Source organism: Anaeromyxobacter sp. SG66 (genome assembly GCF_022690805.1).
GTDB classification, from domain to species: Bacteria; Myxococcota; Myxococcia; order Myxococcales; family Anaeromyxobacteraceae; genus Anaeromyxobacter; species Anaeromyxobacter soli.
Genome location: NZ_JALCZC010000002.1, coordinates 1 through 16663 on the forward strand (window position 1 = coordinate 1; position 16663 = coordinate 16663).

The 16663-nt window shown below is 74.1% G+C and carries 13 protein-coding genes; 7 read left to right on the forward strand and 6 right to left on the reverse strand.

The features are described from left to right. Positions 1-113: 113 nt before the first annotated feature. The gene (locus tag MNZ39_RS00825) at positions 114-314 is read right to left on the reverse strand and encodes a hypothetical protein (RefSeq protein ID WP_242333179.1); all 201 of its coding nucleotides are present in this window, start codon (positions 312-314) and stop codon (positions 114-116) included. 221 nt (positions 315-535) lie between these two features. Between MNZ39_RS00825 and MNZ39_RS00830 the strand changes: the two genes are divergently transcribed. Together MNZ39_RS00830 and ettA are read left to right on the forward strand one after the other, a co-directional pair. Continuing rightward, entirely contained in the window at positions 536-1390 is an 855-nt protein-coding gene (locus MNZ39_RS00830; protein ID WP_242333182.1) for an NmrA/HSCARG family protein, read from the forward strand. A 105-nt stretch (positions 1391-1495) separates the two neighbouring features. Then, positions 1496-3160, forward strand: a complete 1665-nt coding sequence (gene ettA, locus MNZ39_RS00835) for an energy-dependent translational throttle protein EttA (protein ID WP_242333184.1) — start codon at positions 1496-1498, stop codon at positions 3158-3160. A gap of 69 nt (positions 3161-3229) precedes the next feature. On the opposite strand, the gene MNZ39_RS00840 is transcribed toward ettA, so the two are convergent. Both MNZ39_RS00840 and MNZ39_RS00845 read right to left on the reverse strand, forming a co-directional pair. Further along, positions 3230-3646 (reverse strand): hypothetical protein, encoded by a 417-nt coding sequence (locus MNZ39_RS00840; protein WP_242333186.1) that lies wholly within the window; start codon positions 3644-3646, stop codon positions 3230-3232. 139 nt (positions 3647-3785) lie between these two features. Beyond that, on the reverse strand, positions 3786-6125 hold the full coding sequence (locus tag MNZ39_RS00845; RefSeq protein ID WP_242333188.1) for a malate synthase: 2340 nt from the start codon (positions 6123-6125) through the stop codon (positions 3786-3788). Positions 6126-6390: 265 nt separating this feature from the next. On the opposite strand from MNZ39_RS00845, the gene MNZ39_RS00850 reads away from it, so the two are divergent. Next, positions 6391-7353, forward strand: coding sequence for a sigma-70 family RNA polymerase sigma factor (locus MNZ39_RS00850; RefSeq protein WP_242333190.1), 963 nt, complete (start codon positions 6391-6393; stop codon positions 7351-7353). Here MNZ39_RS00850 and MNZ39_RS00855 read toward each other — a convergent pair. Then, entirely contained in the window at positions 7307-8257 is a 951-nt protein-coding gene (locus MNZ39_RS00855; protein WP_242333192.1) for an NAD(P)-dependent oxidoreductase, read from the reverse strand. The genes MNZ39_RS00850 and MNZ39_RS00855 overlap by 47 nt on opposite strands. Before the next feature lie 250 nt (positions 8258-8507). On the opposite strand from MNZ39_RS00855, the gene MNZ39_RS00860 reads away from it, so the two are divergent. Then, complete coding sequence (locus MNZ39_RS00860) at positions 8508-9224, forward strand: succinate dehydrogenase (RefSeq protein WP_242333194.1); 717 nt, start codon at positions 8508-8510, stop codon at positions 9222-9224. 19 nt (positions 9225-9243) lie between these two features. Here MNZ39_RS00860 and MNZ39_RS24770 read toward each other — a convergent pair whose 3' ends face one another. Then, on the reverse strand, positions 9244-10056 hold the full coding sequence (locus MNZ39_RS24770; RefSeq protein ID WP_242333196.1) for an SWIM zinc finger family protein: 813 nt from the start codon (positions 10054-10056) through the stop codon (positions 9244-9246). 79 nt (positions 10057-10135) lie between these two features. Next, entirely contained in the window at positions 10136-12877 is a 2742-nt protein-coding gene (locus MNZ39_RS00870; protein WP_242333198.1) for a DEAD/DEAH box helicase, read from the reverse strand. An 84-nt stretch (positions 12878-12961) separates the two neighbouring features. Between MNZ39_RS00870 and MNZ39_RS00875 the strand changes: the two genes are divergently transcribed. The 3 genes from MNZ39_RS00875 (at position 12962) to MNZ39_RS00885 (ending at position 16657) form a co-directional block, all read left to right on the forward strand. Next, positions 12962-14185: a pectin acetylesterase-family hydrolase gene (locus tag MNZ39_RS00875; RefSeq protein ID WP_242333200.1), complete on the forward strand. Its 1224-nt coding sequence runs from the start codon at positions 12962-12964 to the stop codon at positions 14183-14185. Between the two features lie 142 nt (positions 14186-14327). Continuing rightward, a complete protein-coding gene (locus MNZ39_RS00880; RefSeq protein WP_242333202.1) occupies positions 14328-16178 on the forward strand; it encodes a glycoside hydrolase family 15 protein in 1851 nt (616 codons plus the stop codon). After that, positions 16175-16657: a hypothetical protein gene (locus MNZ39_RS00885; protein ID WP_242333204.1), complete on the forward strand. Its 483-nt coding sequence runs from the start codon at positions 16175-16177 to the stop codon at positions 16655-16657. Before MNZ39_RS00880 ends, MNZ39_RS00885 begins: the two co-directional genes overlap by 4 nt. The last annotated feature ends 6 nt before the right edge of the window (positions 16658-16663 follow it).

Here is a 16663-nt window from a genome sequence, read left to right on the forward strand (position 1 = left end):
GACGCCGCGGAAGCGGCGAAGCCGCTCGCGGCGTCGCACGGGACCCGGCGAGCAGGGGTGGGCCCCCGACGAGCTTTGCTCGGCGGGGCGGGGGCGCAGCCCCCGTTCGACGTTCAGTGCAGCTTGTCGGCCTCGCTCTTCAGCTCGTTCCAGGCGGCGTCGAACTCCTTCTTCAGCGTCGGCTGGCGGTCGGCGCCCGCGTCGACGATCTCGTCGATGCGGTGATCGAGCTCGTCTCGGAGCGCCGCGAGGCGCGCGGCCCGGGGTTGCGACGAGGCGGACGGCGTTTGCTGCGGCTCTGCTGGGTTCGCCATGGGAGCTCCTCTTCGTTTCCTGGTCACTGCTCAATTGCGCCGTGCGGGCAGGCGACGCTCGAACAAGGTGGGCGTCGCGGGGGGGAGGATGGGATCGCCTGCACGGGCATGCCGCCGTCCTGGCGAGCGCCCGGTGAGTCCCTCGCGGTGCGTGGCGGCGCCGGCCTCGACAGGAAATGGACTGGGCCTCGCCGCCGAGGCTCGTCGAGGAGGGACAGCGCATGGCCGAGGAGAGGATCGTGCTCGTCACGGGCGCCACCGGGAGGCAGGGCGGCGCCACGCTCCGTCACCTCGCGGAGCGCGGCGGCTTCGCGCTCCGGGCGATGACGCGCAAGCCGGAGGGGGACGCTGCGAAGGCGGTCGCGGCGCTCGGGGCGGAGGTGGTCCGGGGCGACCTCGACGACGCCGCGTCGCTCTCGCGCGCGCTCACAGGCGCGTGGGGGGTGTTCGCGGTGCAGAACACCTGGGAGGCGGGCGTCGAGCGGGAGGAGCAGCAGGGGAAGCGCCTCGCGGAGCTGGCGCGGCGCCAGGGCGTGCAGCACTTCGTCTACAGCTCGGTGGGCTCGGCGCACCTCGCGACCCGGATCCCGCACTTCGACAGCAAGGCGCGGGTGGAGGAGTCCGTGCGGTCGCTCAGGTTCCCGTCGCACGTGATCCTGCGGCCGGTCTTCTTCATGGATAACCTCGTCTCGCCCGAGTTCCTGCAGGGAGACGCGCTCGTGAGCGCGCTCAGCCCGGCGACGAAGCTTCAGATGATCGCCTCCGACGACATCGGGCGGTTCGCGGCGCAGGCGTTCGTCGAGGCGGAGAAGTGGAGCGGCTCCGAGACGGACCTCGCGGGCGACGCCGTGACCCTGCCGGAGGCGGCGGAGGCGGTGAGCGGGTTCGTCGGGCGGAAGGTCGCCTACCGGCAGATCCCGATGGAGGTCGTGCGGGCGAACAGCGAGGACTTCGCGCTCATGCTGGAGTGGTTCGAGCGGGTCGGCTACTCGGCCGACATCCCGGCCCTCGAGGCGCGCTGGGGCATCCGGCCCCTGACGCTGCGGGAGTGGGCAAGCCGGCAGCGCCGCCGCTGAGGCGAGAGGCCGATCCCCGGAGCGTGGGGCCATCGCGCCCGGGCAAGGCGGCGGGTTTTCGATTAGGCTCTCGCGCCTTCCACTCCACCTTCACCTCCGAGCGCCATGGCCCAGTACGTGATGTCGATGCTCCGCGTGAGCAAGGTCGTCCCGCCCAAGCGGCAGATCATCAAGGACATCTCCCTCTCCTTCTTCCACGGCGCCAAGATCGGCCTCCTCGGCCTCAACGGCGCCGGCAAGTCCACCGTGCTGCGGATCATGGCCGGCGTGGACGAGGAGTTCGACGGCGAGCTGCAGCGCCAGAACGGCATCAAGATCGGCTACCTGCCCCAGGAGCCGAGGCTCGACGGCGACCGGAGCGTGCGCGAGGAGGTCGAGTCCGCCCAGGGCGAGGTGGCGGAGGCGCAGAAGCGGCTCGAGGCGGTCTACGCCGCCTACAGCGAGCCCGACGCCGACATGGAGAAGCTCGCCGAGGAGCAGGCGCGGCTCGAGGCGATCATCGAGAGCGCGGGCGCCGACACCGGCAACGCGCTCGAGATCGCCGCCGACGCGCTGCGCCTGCCGCCCTGGGACGCGACCATCAAGCACCTCTCCGGCGGCGAGAAGCGGCGCGTGGCGCTCTGCAAGCTCCTGCTCTCGAAGCCGGACATGCTGCTCCTCGACGAGCCGACGAACCACCTCGACGCGGAGTCGGTCGAGTGGCTCGAGCAGTTCCTCACCCGCTTCCCGGGGACGGTCGTGGCGGTCACGCACGACCGCTACTTCCTCGACAACGCCGCCGAGTGGATCCTCGAGCTCGACCGCGGCCGCGGCATCCCGTGGAAGGGCAACTACTCCTCCTGGCTCGACCAGAAGGAGCAGCGGCTCGAGGTCGAGGCCAAGCAGGAGAGCGCGCGCATCAAGGCGATGAAGCTCGAGCTCGAGTGGGTGCGGCAGAACCCGAAGGCGCGGCAGGCGAAGAGCAAGGCGCGCCTCGCCCGCTTCGAGGAGCTCTCCAGCGTCGAGTACCAGAAGCGCAACGAGACGCAGGAGATCTTCATCCCGGTGGCCGAGCGGCTCGGCGACAAGGTCATCGAGTTCAAGGGCGTCACGAAGGGCTTCGGCGACCGGCTGCTCATGGACGACCTGTCGTTCATCGTCCCGCCGGGCGCGATCGTCGGGATCATCGGACCGAACGGCGCGGGCAAGTCCACGCTGTTCAAGATGATCACCGGCGCCGAGAAGCCCGACGCGGGCGAGGTCGCCCTCGGCCAGTCCGTGAAGCTCGCGTTCGTCGACCAGAGCCGCGAGAACCTCGCGAGCGACAAGACCGTCTTCGACGAGCTCTCGGGCGGGCGCGACGTCATCCAGGTCGGCCGCTTCGAGATGCCGAGCCGCGCCTACATCGGGCGCTTCAACTTCAAGGGCGCCGACCAGCAGAAGATTGTCGGCGCGCTCTCCGGCGGGGAGCGCGGCAGGCTCCACCTCGCGAAGACGCTCATGACCGGCGGCAACGTGCTGCTCCTCGACGAGCCGTCGAACGACCTCGACGTCGAGACCCTGCGCGCGCTCGAGGACGCCCTGCTCGAGTACGCGGGCAGCGTCATGGTCATCTCCCACGACCGCTGGTTCCTGGACCGGATCGCGACGCACATCCTCGCCGCCGAGGGCGAGTCGAGGTGGACGTTCTTCACCGGCAACTACCAGGAGTACGAGGCCGACAAGCGGCGGCGGCTCGGCGAGGAGGGGGCGAAGCCGCGGCGCATCCGGTACAAGCCGATCAGCCGGTAGGCGCGCGGCGCGGCGCGCCTCACCGCGCGGGCGGCCGCGCAGCGCCGGGCCGGCGGCCGGGGCGAGCCGCTACTGCGTCTGCGCCCGGAAGTTGATCGTCCCGGTGGTGTGCGTGAAGTCCACGACGATGGTCCAGTCGCCCGCGGCGCCGGCCACGGTCGACACCGAGCCGGTCGCGCCGTCGAGCGCGCCCTGGTAGACCTGCGCGCCGGCGGCGTCACGCAGCGTGAGCGTCACGCTGCCGGCGCTGACGGCGCTCGAGCGGTCGACGGAGGCCATCGTGCCGGTGTTGTGCCACGTGTACGAGAGCGTCCCGTCGCCGTTCGCCACGCCCGTGAGCTGGAAGCCGAAGCTGTCGGCGACGTTCGTGATCTGCGGCTGGTACTGAGGCTGGACCGGCGCCGAGCCGGAGTCCGACCCGCCGCAGGCCGCGAGCGAGACCGCGAGGATCGTGGCGAGGGCGACGGACGGCAGGCGCAGGCGCATGAGTGACCTCCAGTGGAGGTCCCACGCTAGCGGCTCGATTGACGGGCATCAAGGGAGCGGAGGTGCGCGGAGAGCGCACCTCGCCGGCGCCACCCGCGCCCCGTGACGTCGCGTCCCGCGGGGCGCCCCGCGCGGCCGCTCAGTTCCGCGCCGGACCGACCGGCTGCGACGCGGAGTCCCCTCCGAAGACGTCGTGCACGTAGTCGTGCGACGAGAGCGCGGCCGGAGCGAGCGCGCCCGTGCGGACGCCCTCGACGATCTCCGGGCGCTCGAGGTCGAAGATCGCGTCCAGGATCTGCCCGCGCTCCCGCGCGTTCGCCTGCCCGACCACGAACAGCACGCGCGCGCTGTGCTGGACGTAGCGGGGCGAGAGGAGCTGGCGCTTCAGGAGCTCCATGATCACGTCGGCCTTGGAGCGGTCGAAGCGCGGCGGGTCGCCCCGACGGTCCTGCTCCGCGAAGAACTCCCGCGTCCACTCGAAGTGGTAGTCCCAGACCTTCTGGAACAGGTCGCGGGTGAAGCGCGTCCCGGCCTTGATCGGCTCCGCGTTCGCGCCGATGACGACGCCGTCCTCGGTGAGGGTCTGCCGCTGCAGGTGGCCGTCCTTCGTGATCGGCGCCTGGTGCTGGACCAGCGTCCACAGCCACGACACGTAGATCCGGTACGTGGCGAGGTCGTTCATGAACCGCTGCCGGAGCTCGTAGTCGTCGATGGCCGCGGCGAAGTTGCCGTTCAGGATCTGGAAGCCGTAGTTTGCGGCCATGTAGAACGAGTGCTGCACGTGCTCGATCGTCACGTCGCCCCTGGGCGGCGCGTAGATCGCCTCCCAGCGCTCGGCCGAGAAGATCTTCTCCGGCGCGTCGAGCTGCTCCTTGCGGACGATCGACGGCGTGATCCTGCCCTGCGCGTCGAGGAGCCCGCGCGACTGGAAGAGCTGCCGCTCGGCCGCGTCGAGGCCGCTCGCCACCGTCGGCACCGCCTTCCCCTTCACGTCGATGGTCTCGAGCTTCGCCTCGACGAGCGCCTGGAGGCCGGACAGCTCGGCGCGGAGCGGGCCGTTGCCCGCGGCGACGTACTCCGCCTCCGGGCTCGCCACCCAGCTCTGCCGGAAGGCGTCGTGGAGCGTGCCCTTCACCTTGCCGGCGAGGATGTCGGCGAGCGTCGGCTGCGCGTCCGCCGCGAGCGGCGCCTCGGGCATGAACATGAGGCCCAGGATGCGCTCGCGGAGCTTGTCGATCGTGATGGCGCGCAGCGCCACCGGGTTGTAGCGGGAGCGCCCGTACGGATCGCCGCCCTGGTAGATCATGACGGCGGCCATCCCGCCGATGGGCGCCGCGTTCGTGAGCGCGCCGCCCTTCATCCCCGCCATGAGCATCATGAGCGCGGCGTAGCGCTGGTAGGCGATCATGATCGGCGTCGCCATCCCGATGCTCTGCGGGTCCGGGAAGATCCCGGCGGGATCGTCCTTCCAGAGCTCGATCATGCTGCCGAGGTAGTCCCAGCGGCCGACGTTCATGCCGAGCAGCCGGCGGCGCAGCACCCACGCGATGCCGGGGAGGTAGCGGCCCGCGTTCCCCTCCTCGTACAGCATCTTCACCTTGAGCGTGCCCGCGGGGACGCCGATGAGCCCCTCCAGGCGCGAGAGCAGCCGCTCGACGATGAGCGCCTCGCGCGGCGTCTGGAGCTTCGGGATGTAGTAGTAGACGCCGCTGCCGGCGCGGGTGAGGGCGTCGTAGTTGTTGAGGGCCCACAGCGTCGTGATGACCACGAGCCCGGGCGCCGGCTCGCCGTCCACGAGGACGTGGTCGTAGCGCAGGTGCAGGCTCGGCGGCCGGGCGAGCCGCGTCGGCCACTGCGCCGGCGGCTTCGTGATCTGGTACGCGCGCTTCTTGCCCTTCTTCACCACCTCGTACGGGCGGCCGGTCCAGCGGCCCTCGTGGATCTCCTTCGCGTTCGCCATCGCGGCGAAGATGCCCACCGGCTGGTTCGTGGGGGTGCCGTCGGGCTGGAAGTGCGGCGGCGACGCGTCCTCGAAGTCCGGCATGTTCATCGGCGCCGGCGAGTTGAGCGCGTTGAACGCCATGTCGAGCGGGTGCCACGGCCCGGTGAGCTCGAGCCCCGGGTTCTTCGTCGGGTGGACGTGGTCGGGGATGGGCACCTCGTCGTTGAGGCGCCAGCGCCGCTCGCTCTCGCGGCCGAGGAAGTTGTCCACGAGGCCCTGGACGATCTCGCGGTACGTCCAGGCCTTGCCGCTCACCGGATCCTCGAACGTCTCGTCCCAGCGCGGCCACGCGTACTTCGTGCGGGCCGGCGCCGGGTCCTGCAGGAGGGCCCGGCGCGCGGTGAGGGCGGCGGCGATCGCGGGGCGCAGCTCGCGGGTCAGCGTCGCGATCGTCTGCTCGACGTCGATCTCGCGGCCGTTCACGCGCTGGGTCCCGAAGAGCTGCGGGAACTGCTGGAGGATGTCCGGACGGATCATGGGCTCTGGTCCTCTCTCTGCAGGCGCGCCTGCGCGATCAGGTGTAGTGGCACACACGCGCGCCATGGGCATGGACCAGGAAGGTTGGGTCCCTCGCGCCAGGCCGCGGCGGAGTCCGGCGAGACCCTTCCGGGCCCACCGGCCGGAGGCGCCGGGCTGCCAACGAGGTGGACTCCGCCCGCCCGCCGCCCCATTGCGCGCTGCGCGCGGCGACGGCCTCGTTACCTTCTGCCACCGTCGGGCGTGATCGCCCCCCATGACCACCATGGCTGCGAAGGCCCCAGCTCTCGAACCGAAGAACCGCGCGCTCGGACAGGCGCTCGACGGGCACCGGCGTGCGGTGTGGGGCATCTGCTACCGCATGACCGGGGTCGCGGCGGACGCGGACGACCTCGTCCAGGAGACGTTCACGCGCGCGCTCACGGCGCGCCCCGATCGGTCGGGCGAGCCGCTGCGGCCCTGGCTCGCGCGGGTCGCCGTCCGGCTCGCGATCGATCACCTGCGCCGCCGCCGCGTCCGCGGGTACACGGGCCAGTGGCTGCCCGCCCCGGTCCCGACGGACACGCCGGACCTGGAGCCGACGCCGGACGCGCGCTACGACGCCGCGGAGTCGGCCTCCTACGCGTTCCTCGTCGCGCTCGAGCGGCTGACGCCGCTGCAGCGCGCGGTGCTCCTCCTCCGCGACGTGCTCGGCCACTCGGTGCGCGAGGCGGCGGCGGTGCTCTCCACCACGGAGGGGGCGGTGAAGGTCGCGCACCTCCGCGCGCGGCGCGCGATGGAGGGCTACGACGCGGCGCGCCTGCCCGCGTCTCCGGCGCTGGAGGCGCGCACGCGGGCGGCGCTGGAGGCGTTCGTCGGGGCGATCCTCGCGGGCGACCTGGCCCGGGCGGAGGCGCTCCTCGCCGCGGACGCGCGCGCCGTCTCGGACGGCGGCGGCGAGTACCTGGCGGCGCCGCGGGTGCTCGAGGGCGCGCGCAACGTCGCGCGGTTCTTCGTCGGGGTCACGCCGCGAGGCGGCGGCGAGCGGAGAGCGACCTGGGTCCGGCTCAACGGCCTCCCCGCGCTCGTCGTGGACCTGCCGGCGGGCGGGCCGCGGGTCGCGCCCCGCATCGTGCTGCGCGTCGATCTCGACGCCGAGGGCCGCATCGCCCGCATCCACGCCATCGCCGCGCCGCGCAAGCTCACGGCGCTGCCTCCAGCTCCGCCGGCGCAGCCGGCTGCTCGCTGAGCGCGCCGATCGTCGCCGCCCAGCCCTCGCGCACGCTGGGATAACGGGGCGCCCACCCCGCGGCCTCGCGCAGCTTCCAGTTGGAGATCCTGAGCGAGCGCGCCAGGAGCTCGCCGAGCGAGCCGGAGACGAGCTTCACCCAGGGCGGAAGCAGGCGCGGCGGCGGGACGCCCAGGGCGGCCGCGAGCAGGTCGAAGTACTCGCGGCGGCGGACGGGCTCGTCGTCGGCGACGTCGTAGACGCCGGGGGGGACCCTCAGCGCCGCCACGACCGCCGACGCCGCGTCGTCGTGGGAGATCGACGAGATGAAGGCGTCGCCGGCGCCCGGCAGGGCGGCGAAGCCCCGCCGCGCCGCGGCCAGGAGCGGCCGCAGGTGGGAGGCGTCCGGGCCGTAGAACGCGGCGAAGCGGAGCACCACGCCCGCTCCCCCATGGCTCGCGAAGCGGGCCGCGGCGCGCTCGGCGTCCAGGACCGAGCGGTTGTAGCGGACCGGCCGGATGCGGGAGCGTTCGGCCACCCACGCGTCCCCGGCGTCCTCGTAGACGAGCGCGAAGGACTCCTGGACGAAGCGAGACGCCCCGCCGGCGAGCGCCGCCTCGCAGAGGTTCGCGGAGGCCTCGCGGCGGAGGCGGTCGTTCTCGCGCCACGCGAAGGGCAGGAGCATCCGCCCCGGCGACGGGATGTGCGTCGCGAGGTTCACGACGATCTCGTGGCCCGCGACGGCGCGCCGGACGGCGGCTGGGTCGAGCAGATCGAGCGCGATGGCGTTGGCCCCGGCGCGGACGAGCCGCTCGCGCGCCTCCGGCGCCCGCGCCACCGCGGTGACCTCGTGGCCGGCCGCGAGCAGCGCGGGGACCACCCGCCGGCCGATGACTCCCGTGGAACCCGTGATGAAGATCCTCATCCTGCCTCCTTGCGCCACCTCACGAGCGAGGAGGCGCGAAGGTTACGCGAGGCCCCGGCCGAGCCCCCGATCCGACCGGCCTCGAGGCCGTGCGGGATGAGCCCGGGGTCGCGGGACCGACGCGTCCGTGCTCGACCTCCGGCGTGCGCGCCGCGAGGGTCGCGGGCGCGTACACGGCGGTGACGCGGGTGGGGCCGCGCGCGCGCCGCGCGCGCCGTAACCTCCGGTGCCGCTCGCGCGTGGACACGGCATGGCGAGCACGATCGATGCGGAGCGGCCGGTCGGAGCCGGCGAGCGGCACGGGCGGCGGTTCGCTGCCGGCGCGCGTCCGGTTCGCGCCGGCGTCGTGGCGGGCACGTTCCTGGGCTCGAAGCTCGCGTCGCTCCTCGGGCTCCTGCCGGTGGGCGTCTGGACCGTGAACCACCTGTGGGACAACCTCGCCGCGCTGCGCGGGGGGGCGGCGTGGGAGCGCGCGGTCACCGAGCACTCGAGCCCGGCAACGCAGGCGGTGACGCTCGCGGTCGTGCTCGTGCCGCTCCTGCTCCACTCGGGCTGGGGCCTCGCGCGGCTCCCGCGGACGCGCGTGCCGCGCCACGTGGGCCGGTTCGCGACCCTGCGGCACGGCCTGCACCGGCTCTCGGCGCTGGGCCTCCTCCTGTTCCTGGGAGCTCACCTGTGGCTCGCGCTCATCCGGCCGCGCCTCCTCGAGGGCGGGCCCGAGCCGTTCGAGCACCTGGCTCACCAGATGCGGTTCCACCTGCCGACACTCATCGTGTACGTGCTCGGGGTGCTCGGGACGGCGTACCACCTCGCGAACGGCCTGCAGGCGGTCGGGGTCGGGTGGGGACTCCGCTTCGGGCGCGGGACGATGTCGCGCCTGAGCCTCACGTCGGGGGCGGCCTTCGTCGTGCTCCTCGCGATGGGGTGGACCGCGGTCTGGGCCCTGTGGCGGGCGGGGGGAGGGTGACGCTCCCGCCGTGCCCGCCTCACCGGCCTCGCCGCGAGCCTTTCGCACGCCGGCGCCGCGAGGCCGTCGCCGCGGGCCTCGCGCTCCGCCCGCGGGGGCGCGCGGGCCGGGAGAGCTCGAGCTCGATGCCGAAGATCTCCGCCAGCCGATCGTCCGCGACGAGCGCGGCGCCTGGCGGCGCCTCGGCCGCGACCGTCCCGGCGGCGCCGGCCTCCTCGACGAGCTCGGCCACCTCCACGCCGCGCAGCGTGAAGAGCAGCTCCGGGGCCTGGTCGAGGCGCGCGCCGACGCCGTAGAGCACGGCCGCGAGGTGCTTGCAGAGCCGGGCCTCGTCGGGACACGAGCAGCGCAGGTCGAGCTCTGCGCTCGTCGGGAACAGCCCGCGCTCGCGATCGCACAGCACCTCCATCACCGCGGAGGAGAGCCGCCCGGAGAGGAGCTCCACGACCGTGGCGATGCGGCCCGCGCAGGCCCGCCTCACGGCGCGCCAGCGCGCCGGCGACAGCGGGCGGATCCGCACCTCGGCCTCGTAGAGCTCGGTGCCGCTCACGAACGCGCTGACGAGCCCGCGCGAGATCGCGAGGTGCACGACCGAGCCGTTCCGCGCGTAGGCGCGGCCGCGCGGCAGGCGCGTCGCGAGGTCGGCGAGAGACTCGAGCTGGTCGCACCAGGCCCTGCCCCAGAACGTGGTGGCGAGGTCGCGCCCCTCGAGGACGACGGGCTGCGGCACGACCCCCTTGCGCACGAGGCGCTTGCGCGCGAGCTCGGCGCGCAGCCGGCGCTCGGCCGCCGTCACGTACTCGGGGAACCGGTCGCCGTCCTCGAACGCCACCGTGCGATCTTAAGCGGCGACCGGCGCGCGAGGCGAGCCCGCCGGGGCAGGAGCGCAGCCCGGGGCAGCCCCCTCATGATCAGAACTCCGCGCTGCGCAGATCGAGCGACACGAGGCGGAGGAGCTCCCGGTCGTCGAGCTCCGTCAGGCGGATCTCGTCCGTCCCCTCGAGGAGCTCCTGCGAGAGCCTCCGCTTGTCCTCGAGCATCGCGTCGATGCGCTCCTCGATCGTGCCCCGGCAGACGAGCTTGTGCACGAGCACGGCCTTCCTCTGGCCGATGCGGAACGCGCGGTCGGTGGCCTGGGTCTCGACGGCGGGGTTCCACCACCTGTCGAAGTGGACGACGTGCGAGGCCGCCGTGAGGTTCAGGCCCGTGCCGCCGGCCTTGAGCGAGAGGACGAAGAACGAGACGGTCTCGTCCTCCTGGAACCGCCGCACGAGCGCCGCGCGGTCCTTCACGGGCGTCTGCCCGTGCAGCACGAGCCCGGGGCGCCCGAAGGCGCTCGCGAGGAAGCGCGCGAGCGGAGCGGTCATCTCGCGGAACTGCGTGAAGACGAGCGCCTTCTCCTGGCGAGAGGCGACGGTCTCCGCGATCTCGGCGAGCCGAGCGAACTTCCCGCTCGCTGCGGGGGCGTACTCGCCGTCCCCGAGCCACTGCGAGGGGTGATTGCAGATCTGCTTCAGCCTGAGGAGGTACGCGAGGACGACGCCGCGCCGGCGCGCCCTGTCGCCGGAGGACACGGCCGCGAGCTCGCGCGCGAGCGCCTCGACCGACTCGGCGTAGAGCGCGGCCTGCGCCCGCGAGAGGGCGCAGAAGGCCTTCACCTCCGTCTTGGCGGGCAGGTCGGCGATGACCGCGCGGTCCGTCTTGAGGCGGCGCAGGAGGTACGGGCGGACGAGGGCCCTGACCGCGGCGTACGGCGAGGGCTGCGCGGCGCCGTCCAGGGCCGGCGCCGGAGGCGGGGGCGCGGCAGCGGCCGACGCGGTGCGCTTCAGGAACGCCGCGAACTCCTTCGCCGAGCCGAGGAGCCCCGGGTTCACGAAGTCGAAGATGGACCACAGGTCGCCCGGGCGGTTCTCGACGGGCGTGCCGGTCAGGGCGAAGCGGACGCGCGCGCGGATCGCCTTCACGGCGCGCGACTGCCGCGCCGCCGGGTTCTTCACCGCCTGCGCCTCGTCGAGCACCGCGAGGCCGAAGTCGGCCTGCGTCGCCCACGGCAGACGGGCGACCGCGCCGTACGTCACGACCACGAGGTCGTGCGCGGCGAGGGCGTCGGCGTCGAGGGCGGCGAGCGTCTCGCGCGGCGTGGCGGAGGGGTGCGCGACGAGCACCCGGAGCGACGGGGCGAACCGCTCGGCCTCCGCCTTCCAGTTCGCGAGCAGCGACGCGGGCACGACGAGGAGGTGGGGCCCTTCGAGGAGGCGGCGCCGCTTCAGGAGCAGGAGCAGCGCCAGGATCTGGACGGTCTTGCCGAGCCCCATGTCGTCGGCGAGGCAACCGCCGAGGCCGAGCCGCGCGAGCGTCCAGAGCCAGCGGACGCCCTCGCGCTGGTAGGGGCGGAGCGTGGCGTGGAGCGCGGCGCCGGGGTCGGCCTCCTCGGCGCCGCGGGCGCCCCGGAGCGACGCGAGCGTCTCCTCGAGCCACGCGCCCGCGCGGACCCCCGTCCACTGCCGGTTCGGGTCGAGGAGGACCACCTCCGCGCCGAGCTCGGCGCCGGCCACGAGGCGCATCGCCTCCACGAAGGAGACGCCCTCGGCCGCGGTCCGCTGCGCGTCCTGGAAGCGCTGGAGGACCAGGTCGAGCTGCTCGCGATCGACCTCGACCCAGCGCCCCTTGAACAGGACGAGCCCGCTGCCGGCGGCCCGCAGCGCGCGCAGCTCCGCCTCCGTGAGCTCGGCCTCGCCGAGCGTCAGGCGGACGTCGAAGTCGAGGAGGGCGTCGAGCCCCAGCGCTGCGGGCTTCGTCTCGCCGACGCGCATCGTCACGCGAGGCCGCGGCGCGTGCCGTCCGCTCCACCACGCGGGGACGCGCACGAGGACGCCGCTCTCCTCCAGGGCGGGCACCTCGCGCAGGAAGAGGTGCGCCTCGGCGGGGGTCCAGGCGAGGGGCTGGAAGAGCGCGCCGGAGTCGGCGAGGGCCTTCACGAGAGGGCTCCGCTCGGACGCGCGGTGGACGGGCTGGAGCAGCGCGAGGAGACGGCGCCGGTCGGCGGCGGAGGACGCCTCGCGGACGGCGTCGCCGAGGCGGCGGTGACGGGGCCTGCCGCTCGGGGCGAGGCCGGTCGTGTACGTCGCGAGGAACGCGAAGGGACGCTCGGGGTCCTGGCGGTTCTCGGCGAGGTGCAGGTGCACGCGGCCGACGACGCTCCAGGCCGGGTCACGCTCCGCGAGCCAGGCCTGCACCGTCCCCGCCGCGCGGGCGATCTCCTCGCGCCAGGCGGCGAGCGTGTCCGCCCAGAGCGAGCGCAGCACGGCGGGGGAGAGGTACTCGCCCCCGAGCAGCGGAGGCGCGGACGCGGCGAGCTGCTCGAGCTCGCCCGGGCTCGGCTCCGGATCGGCGTCCTCCCGCCGCTCCTCGAGGTCCGGGACGGCGCAGAGCGCGGCGACGAACGCGCGCGCGAAGTCGCGCCAGAACGCGAGCGCCGGCGGCAGCGCGGTGCGCGCCTCGCGGGCGCCGAGGTGGAGGAGGCCGGGGCCGTGGCCCCGCTCGAGCGCGGCCCGGATGCGGCGGGCGACGGCCTCGCCCAGGGCGTCCACCGGCTCGCCCGGGCGCAGGACGAGATGACCTGACGGGGTCAGCGCGACGGTGAAGGGCTCCACGGCCGCGGAAGATAGCGCGCTCGGGGGCCGCTCGCGCCTTCGCCGCGCACGCGAGCGCTGCTCGCTCCCGAGCGCGGAGGTACGATGCAGCGCATGCGGATCCCGGACGCCGTGCGCCGCCTCCTCGCCGTCGCGCTCCTCACCGCGGCTGCCTGCGGAGGCGGAAACGACCCGGCTCCGGGCGGCGACGCCACGCCGCCGCCGCTGGGCGCGCCGATCTCGCGCACCGAGGGCGCTGCGATCGCGGGGGCCGCGGGGTGGACCTGGATCCCGTTCGAGGACGCGTTCTGCACCGACGCGGCGCTGCAGCCGTCGGGGGAGTACCAGTTCGGGACGAGCACGACCGGACTCGCGCTGAGCTGGGGCTCGCCGGCGAGCACCGACCTCGTCGTGTTCCTCCAGGGCGGCGGCGCGTGCTGGGACTTCTTCACCTGCGGGGGTGCGCCGGAGCTCGTGCCCAAGACCGCGAGCAGCGGTCCGTTCGGGCCGGACGAGTTCGCGCGCGACATCTACGCGAAGTACCCGCGCTCGTGGGTGAGACGGGAGAACCTCCCGGCCGCCCTGCGCGACGCGACGATCGTGTTCGTGCCGTACTGCACGGGCGACGTTCACAGCGGCGACGCGGTCGCGACATACGCCTCACCCATCCAAGGCCGGCCCTCGGTCACGTGGCACCACGTCGGGCACGCGAACGTGCTCGCGTTCCTGAAGCGGCTCGGGGCCACGTTCCCGAGCCCCGCGAAGCTCGTCGTGTCCGGCTCCTCGGCGGGCGGCTTCGGCTCGCTGTCGAGCTACTCCGCCGCTCGACGCTACTGGCCGCACGCCAAGGGTTATCTCGTGGACGACTCCGGCCCGCCCCTCGCCGGCGCCGCGATCCCCGCGAGCACGCGCGACACCTGGTACGCGCGCTGGGGCATGGGCGCGTCGCTCGACGGCTTCTGCCCGGGGTGCCGGACGGACCTGTCGCAGGGCCTGCGCGAGCTCGCCGAGCGCTACCCGGGGGACCGCATCGCGCTCCTCTCGCACCTCCAGGACCTCACCATCCGGGGCTTCTTCGGGACGTTCACGCTCCTGCCGAGCCCGGCGTTCACGCCGATGCCCGCGGACCGCTTCGAGGCGGAGCTCCGCCTGCTCGGCACGAGCGTCATGGATCCGGCGACCTCGAACGCGAAGTACTTCTTCACCACGGGAGACGCGCACCCCACGCTCGAGGATCCGACCGTCGTCACGACGCCGGCCCCGGGGCTCGAGGCCTGGCTCGAGCTCATGCTCGCGGACTCGGCGGCCTGGGAGAGCGAGACGGACTAGGGCTCAAAGGGGGGCGCGACGCCGTGCTGCGCAGCCGACGGCGTGCCGGTCCGGGGCCGCGTGCTCAAGCTCGCCTGGACCGGGCTCGCTCGCGCGTCACCCGACCCCGGCGCCGTGCGTCTCTCCGGAGGAGGGCGAGGCGGTGGAGCGGATCGGCGATCACGCGGTCGTGGGGAACGGCCGGGCGGCCGCGCTCGTGTCGCGCGGCGGCACGGTCGACTGGCTGTGCTGGCCGCGATTCGACAGCCCTTCGATCTTCGCCGCGCTCGTCGACGACGGCGCCGGGCGCTGGACGCTCGCCCCGGCCACGCCGTTCCGCTCGGAGCGCCACTACCTCCCGGAGACGAACGTCCTCGTGACGCGGTTCATCACGGCGACGGGCGCGCTGGCGGTGACGGACTTCATGCCGGTCGCCTCGCAGAAGGAGCAGCGGCGGCTGCTCCTCCCGGACCACGAGCTCGTGCGGATGGCCACGTGCGAGCGCGGCTCGGTGGAGCTCGAGACCGTCTTCGAGCCACGGCCCGACTACGGCCGCGTGCGGCCGCGGCTGCGCGACGCCGGCGGGCTCGGCCTCCGGGCCGAGACACGGGCGGGCCTCCTCACGCTCCGCGCGGATCTCCCGCTCGCGATCGAGCCCGCCGGGCGTGCGACCGGGAGAGCGGTCCTGCAGGCCGGCGAGACGCGGCACCTGTCGCTCTCCTACGCCGACGAGTGGCCCGCGATCCTGCCGCCGCTCGGAGCGCCCACGCGCGAGGCGCTCGCGCGCACCGTTCGCTGGTGGCGCGCCTGGGTCGGGCAGCTCCGCTACGACGGGCCCGGCCGCGACGCGGTGGTGCGCAGCGCGCTCGCGCTGAAGCTCCTCGTGTACGCGCCCTCGGGCGCGGTCGTCGCGGCGGCGACGACGTCGCTCCCCGAGCGCGTGGGCGGCGATCTCAACTGGGACTACCGCTTCTGCTGGCTGCGCGACGCGGCGCTCACCGTGCGCGCGCTCTTCGGGCTCGGCTTCCGCGACGAGGCCGACGCCTTCGTGAGCTGGCTCCTCCACTCGACGCGGCTCACCCAGCCCGAGCTGCGGGTCCTCTACGACGTGCACGGCAACGCGCCACCGCGCGAGCGCACGCTCGAGCACCTCGCGGGCCACCGCGGGTCGCGACCGGTGCGGGTCGGGAACGGCGCCGCGGATCAGCTCCAGCTCGACGTCTACGGCGAGGTGATCGACGCGGTGACCCACTTCGTCCGGAGCGGCGGGACGCTCGACCGGGAGACGCAGCGGATGCTCTGCGCGCTCGGGGACGAGGTGTGCCGGAGCTGGCAGGGCGCCGACGAGGGGATCTGGGAGCCGCGCTCCGGGAAGGGGCACAACACCCACTCGCGCGTGCTGTGCTGGACCGCGCTCGACCGGCTCCTCGAGCTGCACGCGAAGGGGCACCTCTGCAGCGCGCCGGTCGAGCTGTTCGAGCGGAACCGCGCCGCCATCAGGCGCGACGTGGAGGAGCACGCCTGGAACGCGCGGCTCGGGAGCTACACCGCACGGCTCGGCGGGGAGGAGCTCGACGCGGCGCTGCTGCTCCTCGCCTGGTACGGGTTCGAGGACGCGCGCTCGGCGCGCATGCGCGCGACGTTCGCGCGGATCCGCGAGCGGCTCGGCGCGCGCGACGGCCTCCTCTACCGCTACCGGAGCGGCGACTCTCCCGGCGAGGGCGCGTTCGGGATCTGCAGCTTCTGGGGCGCCGAGGTGCTGGCGCTCGGCGCGGGCAGCGCAGCGGAGGCGCGCGAGACCTTCGAGGGGCTCTGCCGGCTCTCGAACGACGTGGGGCTCTTCGCGGAGGAGCTCGACCCCGGGACGGGCGAGGCGCTCGGCAACTTCCCCCAGGCGTTCACGCACGTGGGGCTCATCAACGCGGCGCTCTCGCTCGAGCAGCGGCTCCGGGGCGAGGCGCCGCTCACGCACGCGGTCCCGCCGCGCGCGGCGCTCGAGGAGGCGGACGCATGAGCGTCGGGAGCTGGCTGTTGTGGGGCTTCGTCGCGACGATCGTGCTCACGACGATCCTGGCGGGCACCCAGGGGCTGCGCCTCACGCGCATGAACCTCCCCTACATGCTCGGCACCATGTTCACCCCGAGCCGCGATCGCGCGAAGCTCCTCGGGTTCGCCGTCCACCTCGTGAACGGCTGGCTCTTCTCGCTCCTGTACGTGGCCGCCTTCGAGGCCTGGGGCCGGGCCACCTGGTGGCTCGGCGCGGCCATCGGCGTCGTGCACGCCGCCTTCGTCCTCACCGCCGGCATGCGGATCCTGCCCGGCCTGCACCCCAGGATGGCGAGCGAGACGCACGGCCCCACGGTGACGCGGCAGCTCGAGCCGCCCGGCTTCCTCGCGCTCAACTACGGGGTCCGGACGCCGCTCGGCGCGCTCGCGGCGCACGCGGTGTTCGGCGCGATCCTCGGGGCGTTCTACCGGCTCGCCGGCGGGTGAGCGCCC

Coding starts and splice junctions, on each gene's coding strand:
- MNZ39_RS00825 (WP_242333179.1), bottom strand. CDS start 314: ATGGCGAACCCAGCAGAGCCGCAGCAAACGCCGTCCGCCTCGTCGCAA.
- MNZ39_RS00830 (WP_242333182.1), top strand. CDS start 536: ATGGCCGAGGAGAGGATCGTGCTCGTCACGGGCGCCACCGGGAGGCAG.
- ettA (WP_242333184.1), top strand. CDS start 1,496: ATGGCCCAGTACGTGATGTCGATGCTCCGCGTGAGCAAGGTCGTCCCG.
- MNZ39_RS00840 (WP_242333186.1), bottom strand. CDS start 3,646: ATGCGCCTGCGCCTGCCGTCCGTCGCCCTCGCCACGATCCTCGCGGTC.
- MNZ39_RS00845 (WP_242333188.1), bottom strand. CDS start 6,125: ATGATCCGTCCGGACATCCTCCAGCAGTTCCCGCAGCTCTTCGGGACC.
- MNZ39_RS00850 (WP_242333190.1), top strand. CDS start 6,391: ATGGCTGCGAAGGCCCCAGCTCTCGAACCGAAGAACCGCGCGCTCGGA.
- MNZ39_RS00855 (WP_242333192.1), bottom strand. CDS start 8,257: ATGAGGATCTTCATCACGGGTTCCACGGGAGTCATCGGCCGGCGGGTG.
- MNZ39_RS00860 (WP_242333194.1), top strand. CDS start 8,508: ATGGCGAGCACGATCGATGCGGAGCGGCCGGTCGGAGCCGGCGAGCGG.
- MNZ39_RS00875 (WP_242333200.1), top strand. CDS start 12,962: ATGCAGCGCATGCGGATCCCGGACGCCGTGCGCCGCCTCCTCGCCGTC.
- MNZ39_RS00885 (WP_242333204.1), top strand. CDS start 16,175: ATGAGCGTCGGGAGCTGGCTGTTGTGGGGCTTCGTCGCGACGATCGTG.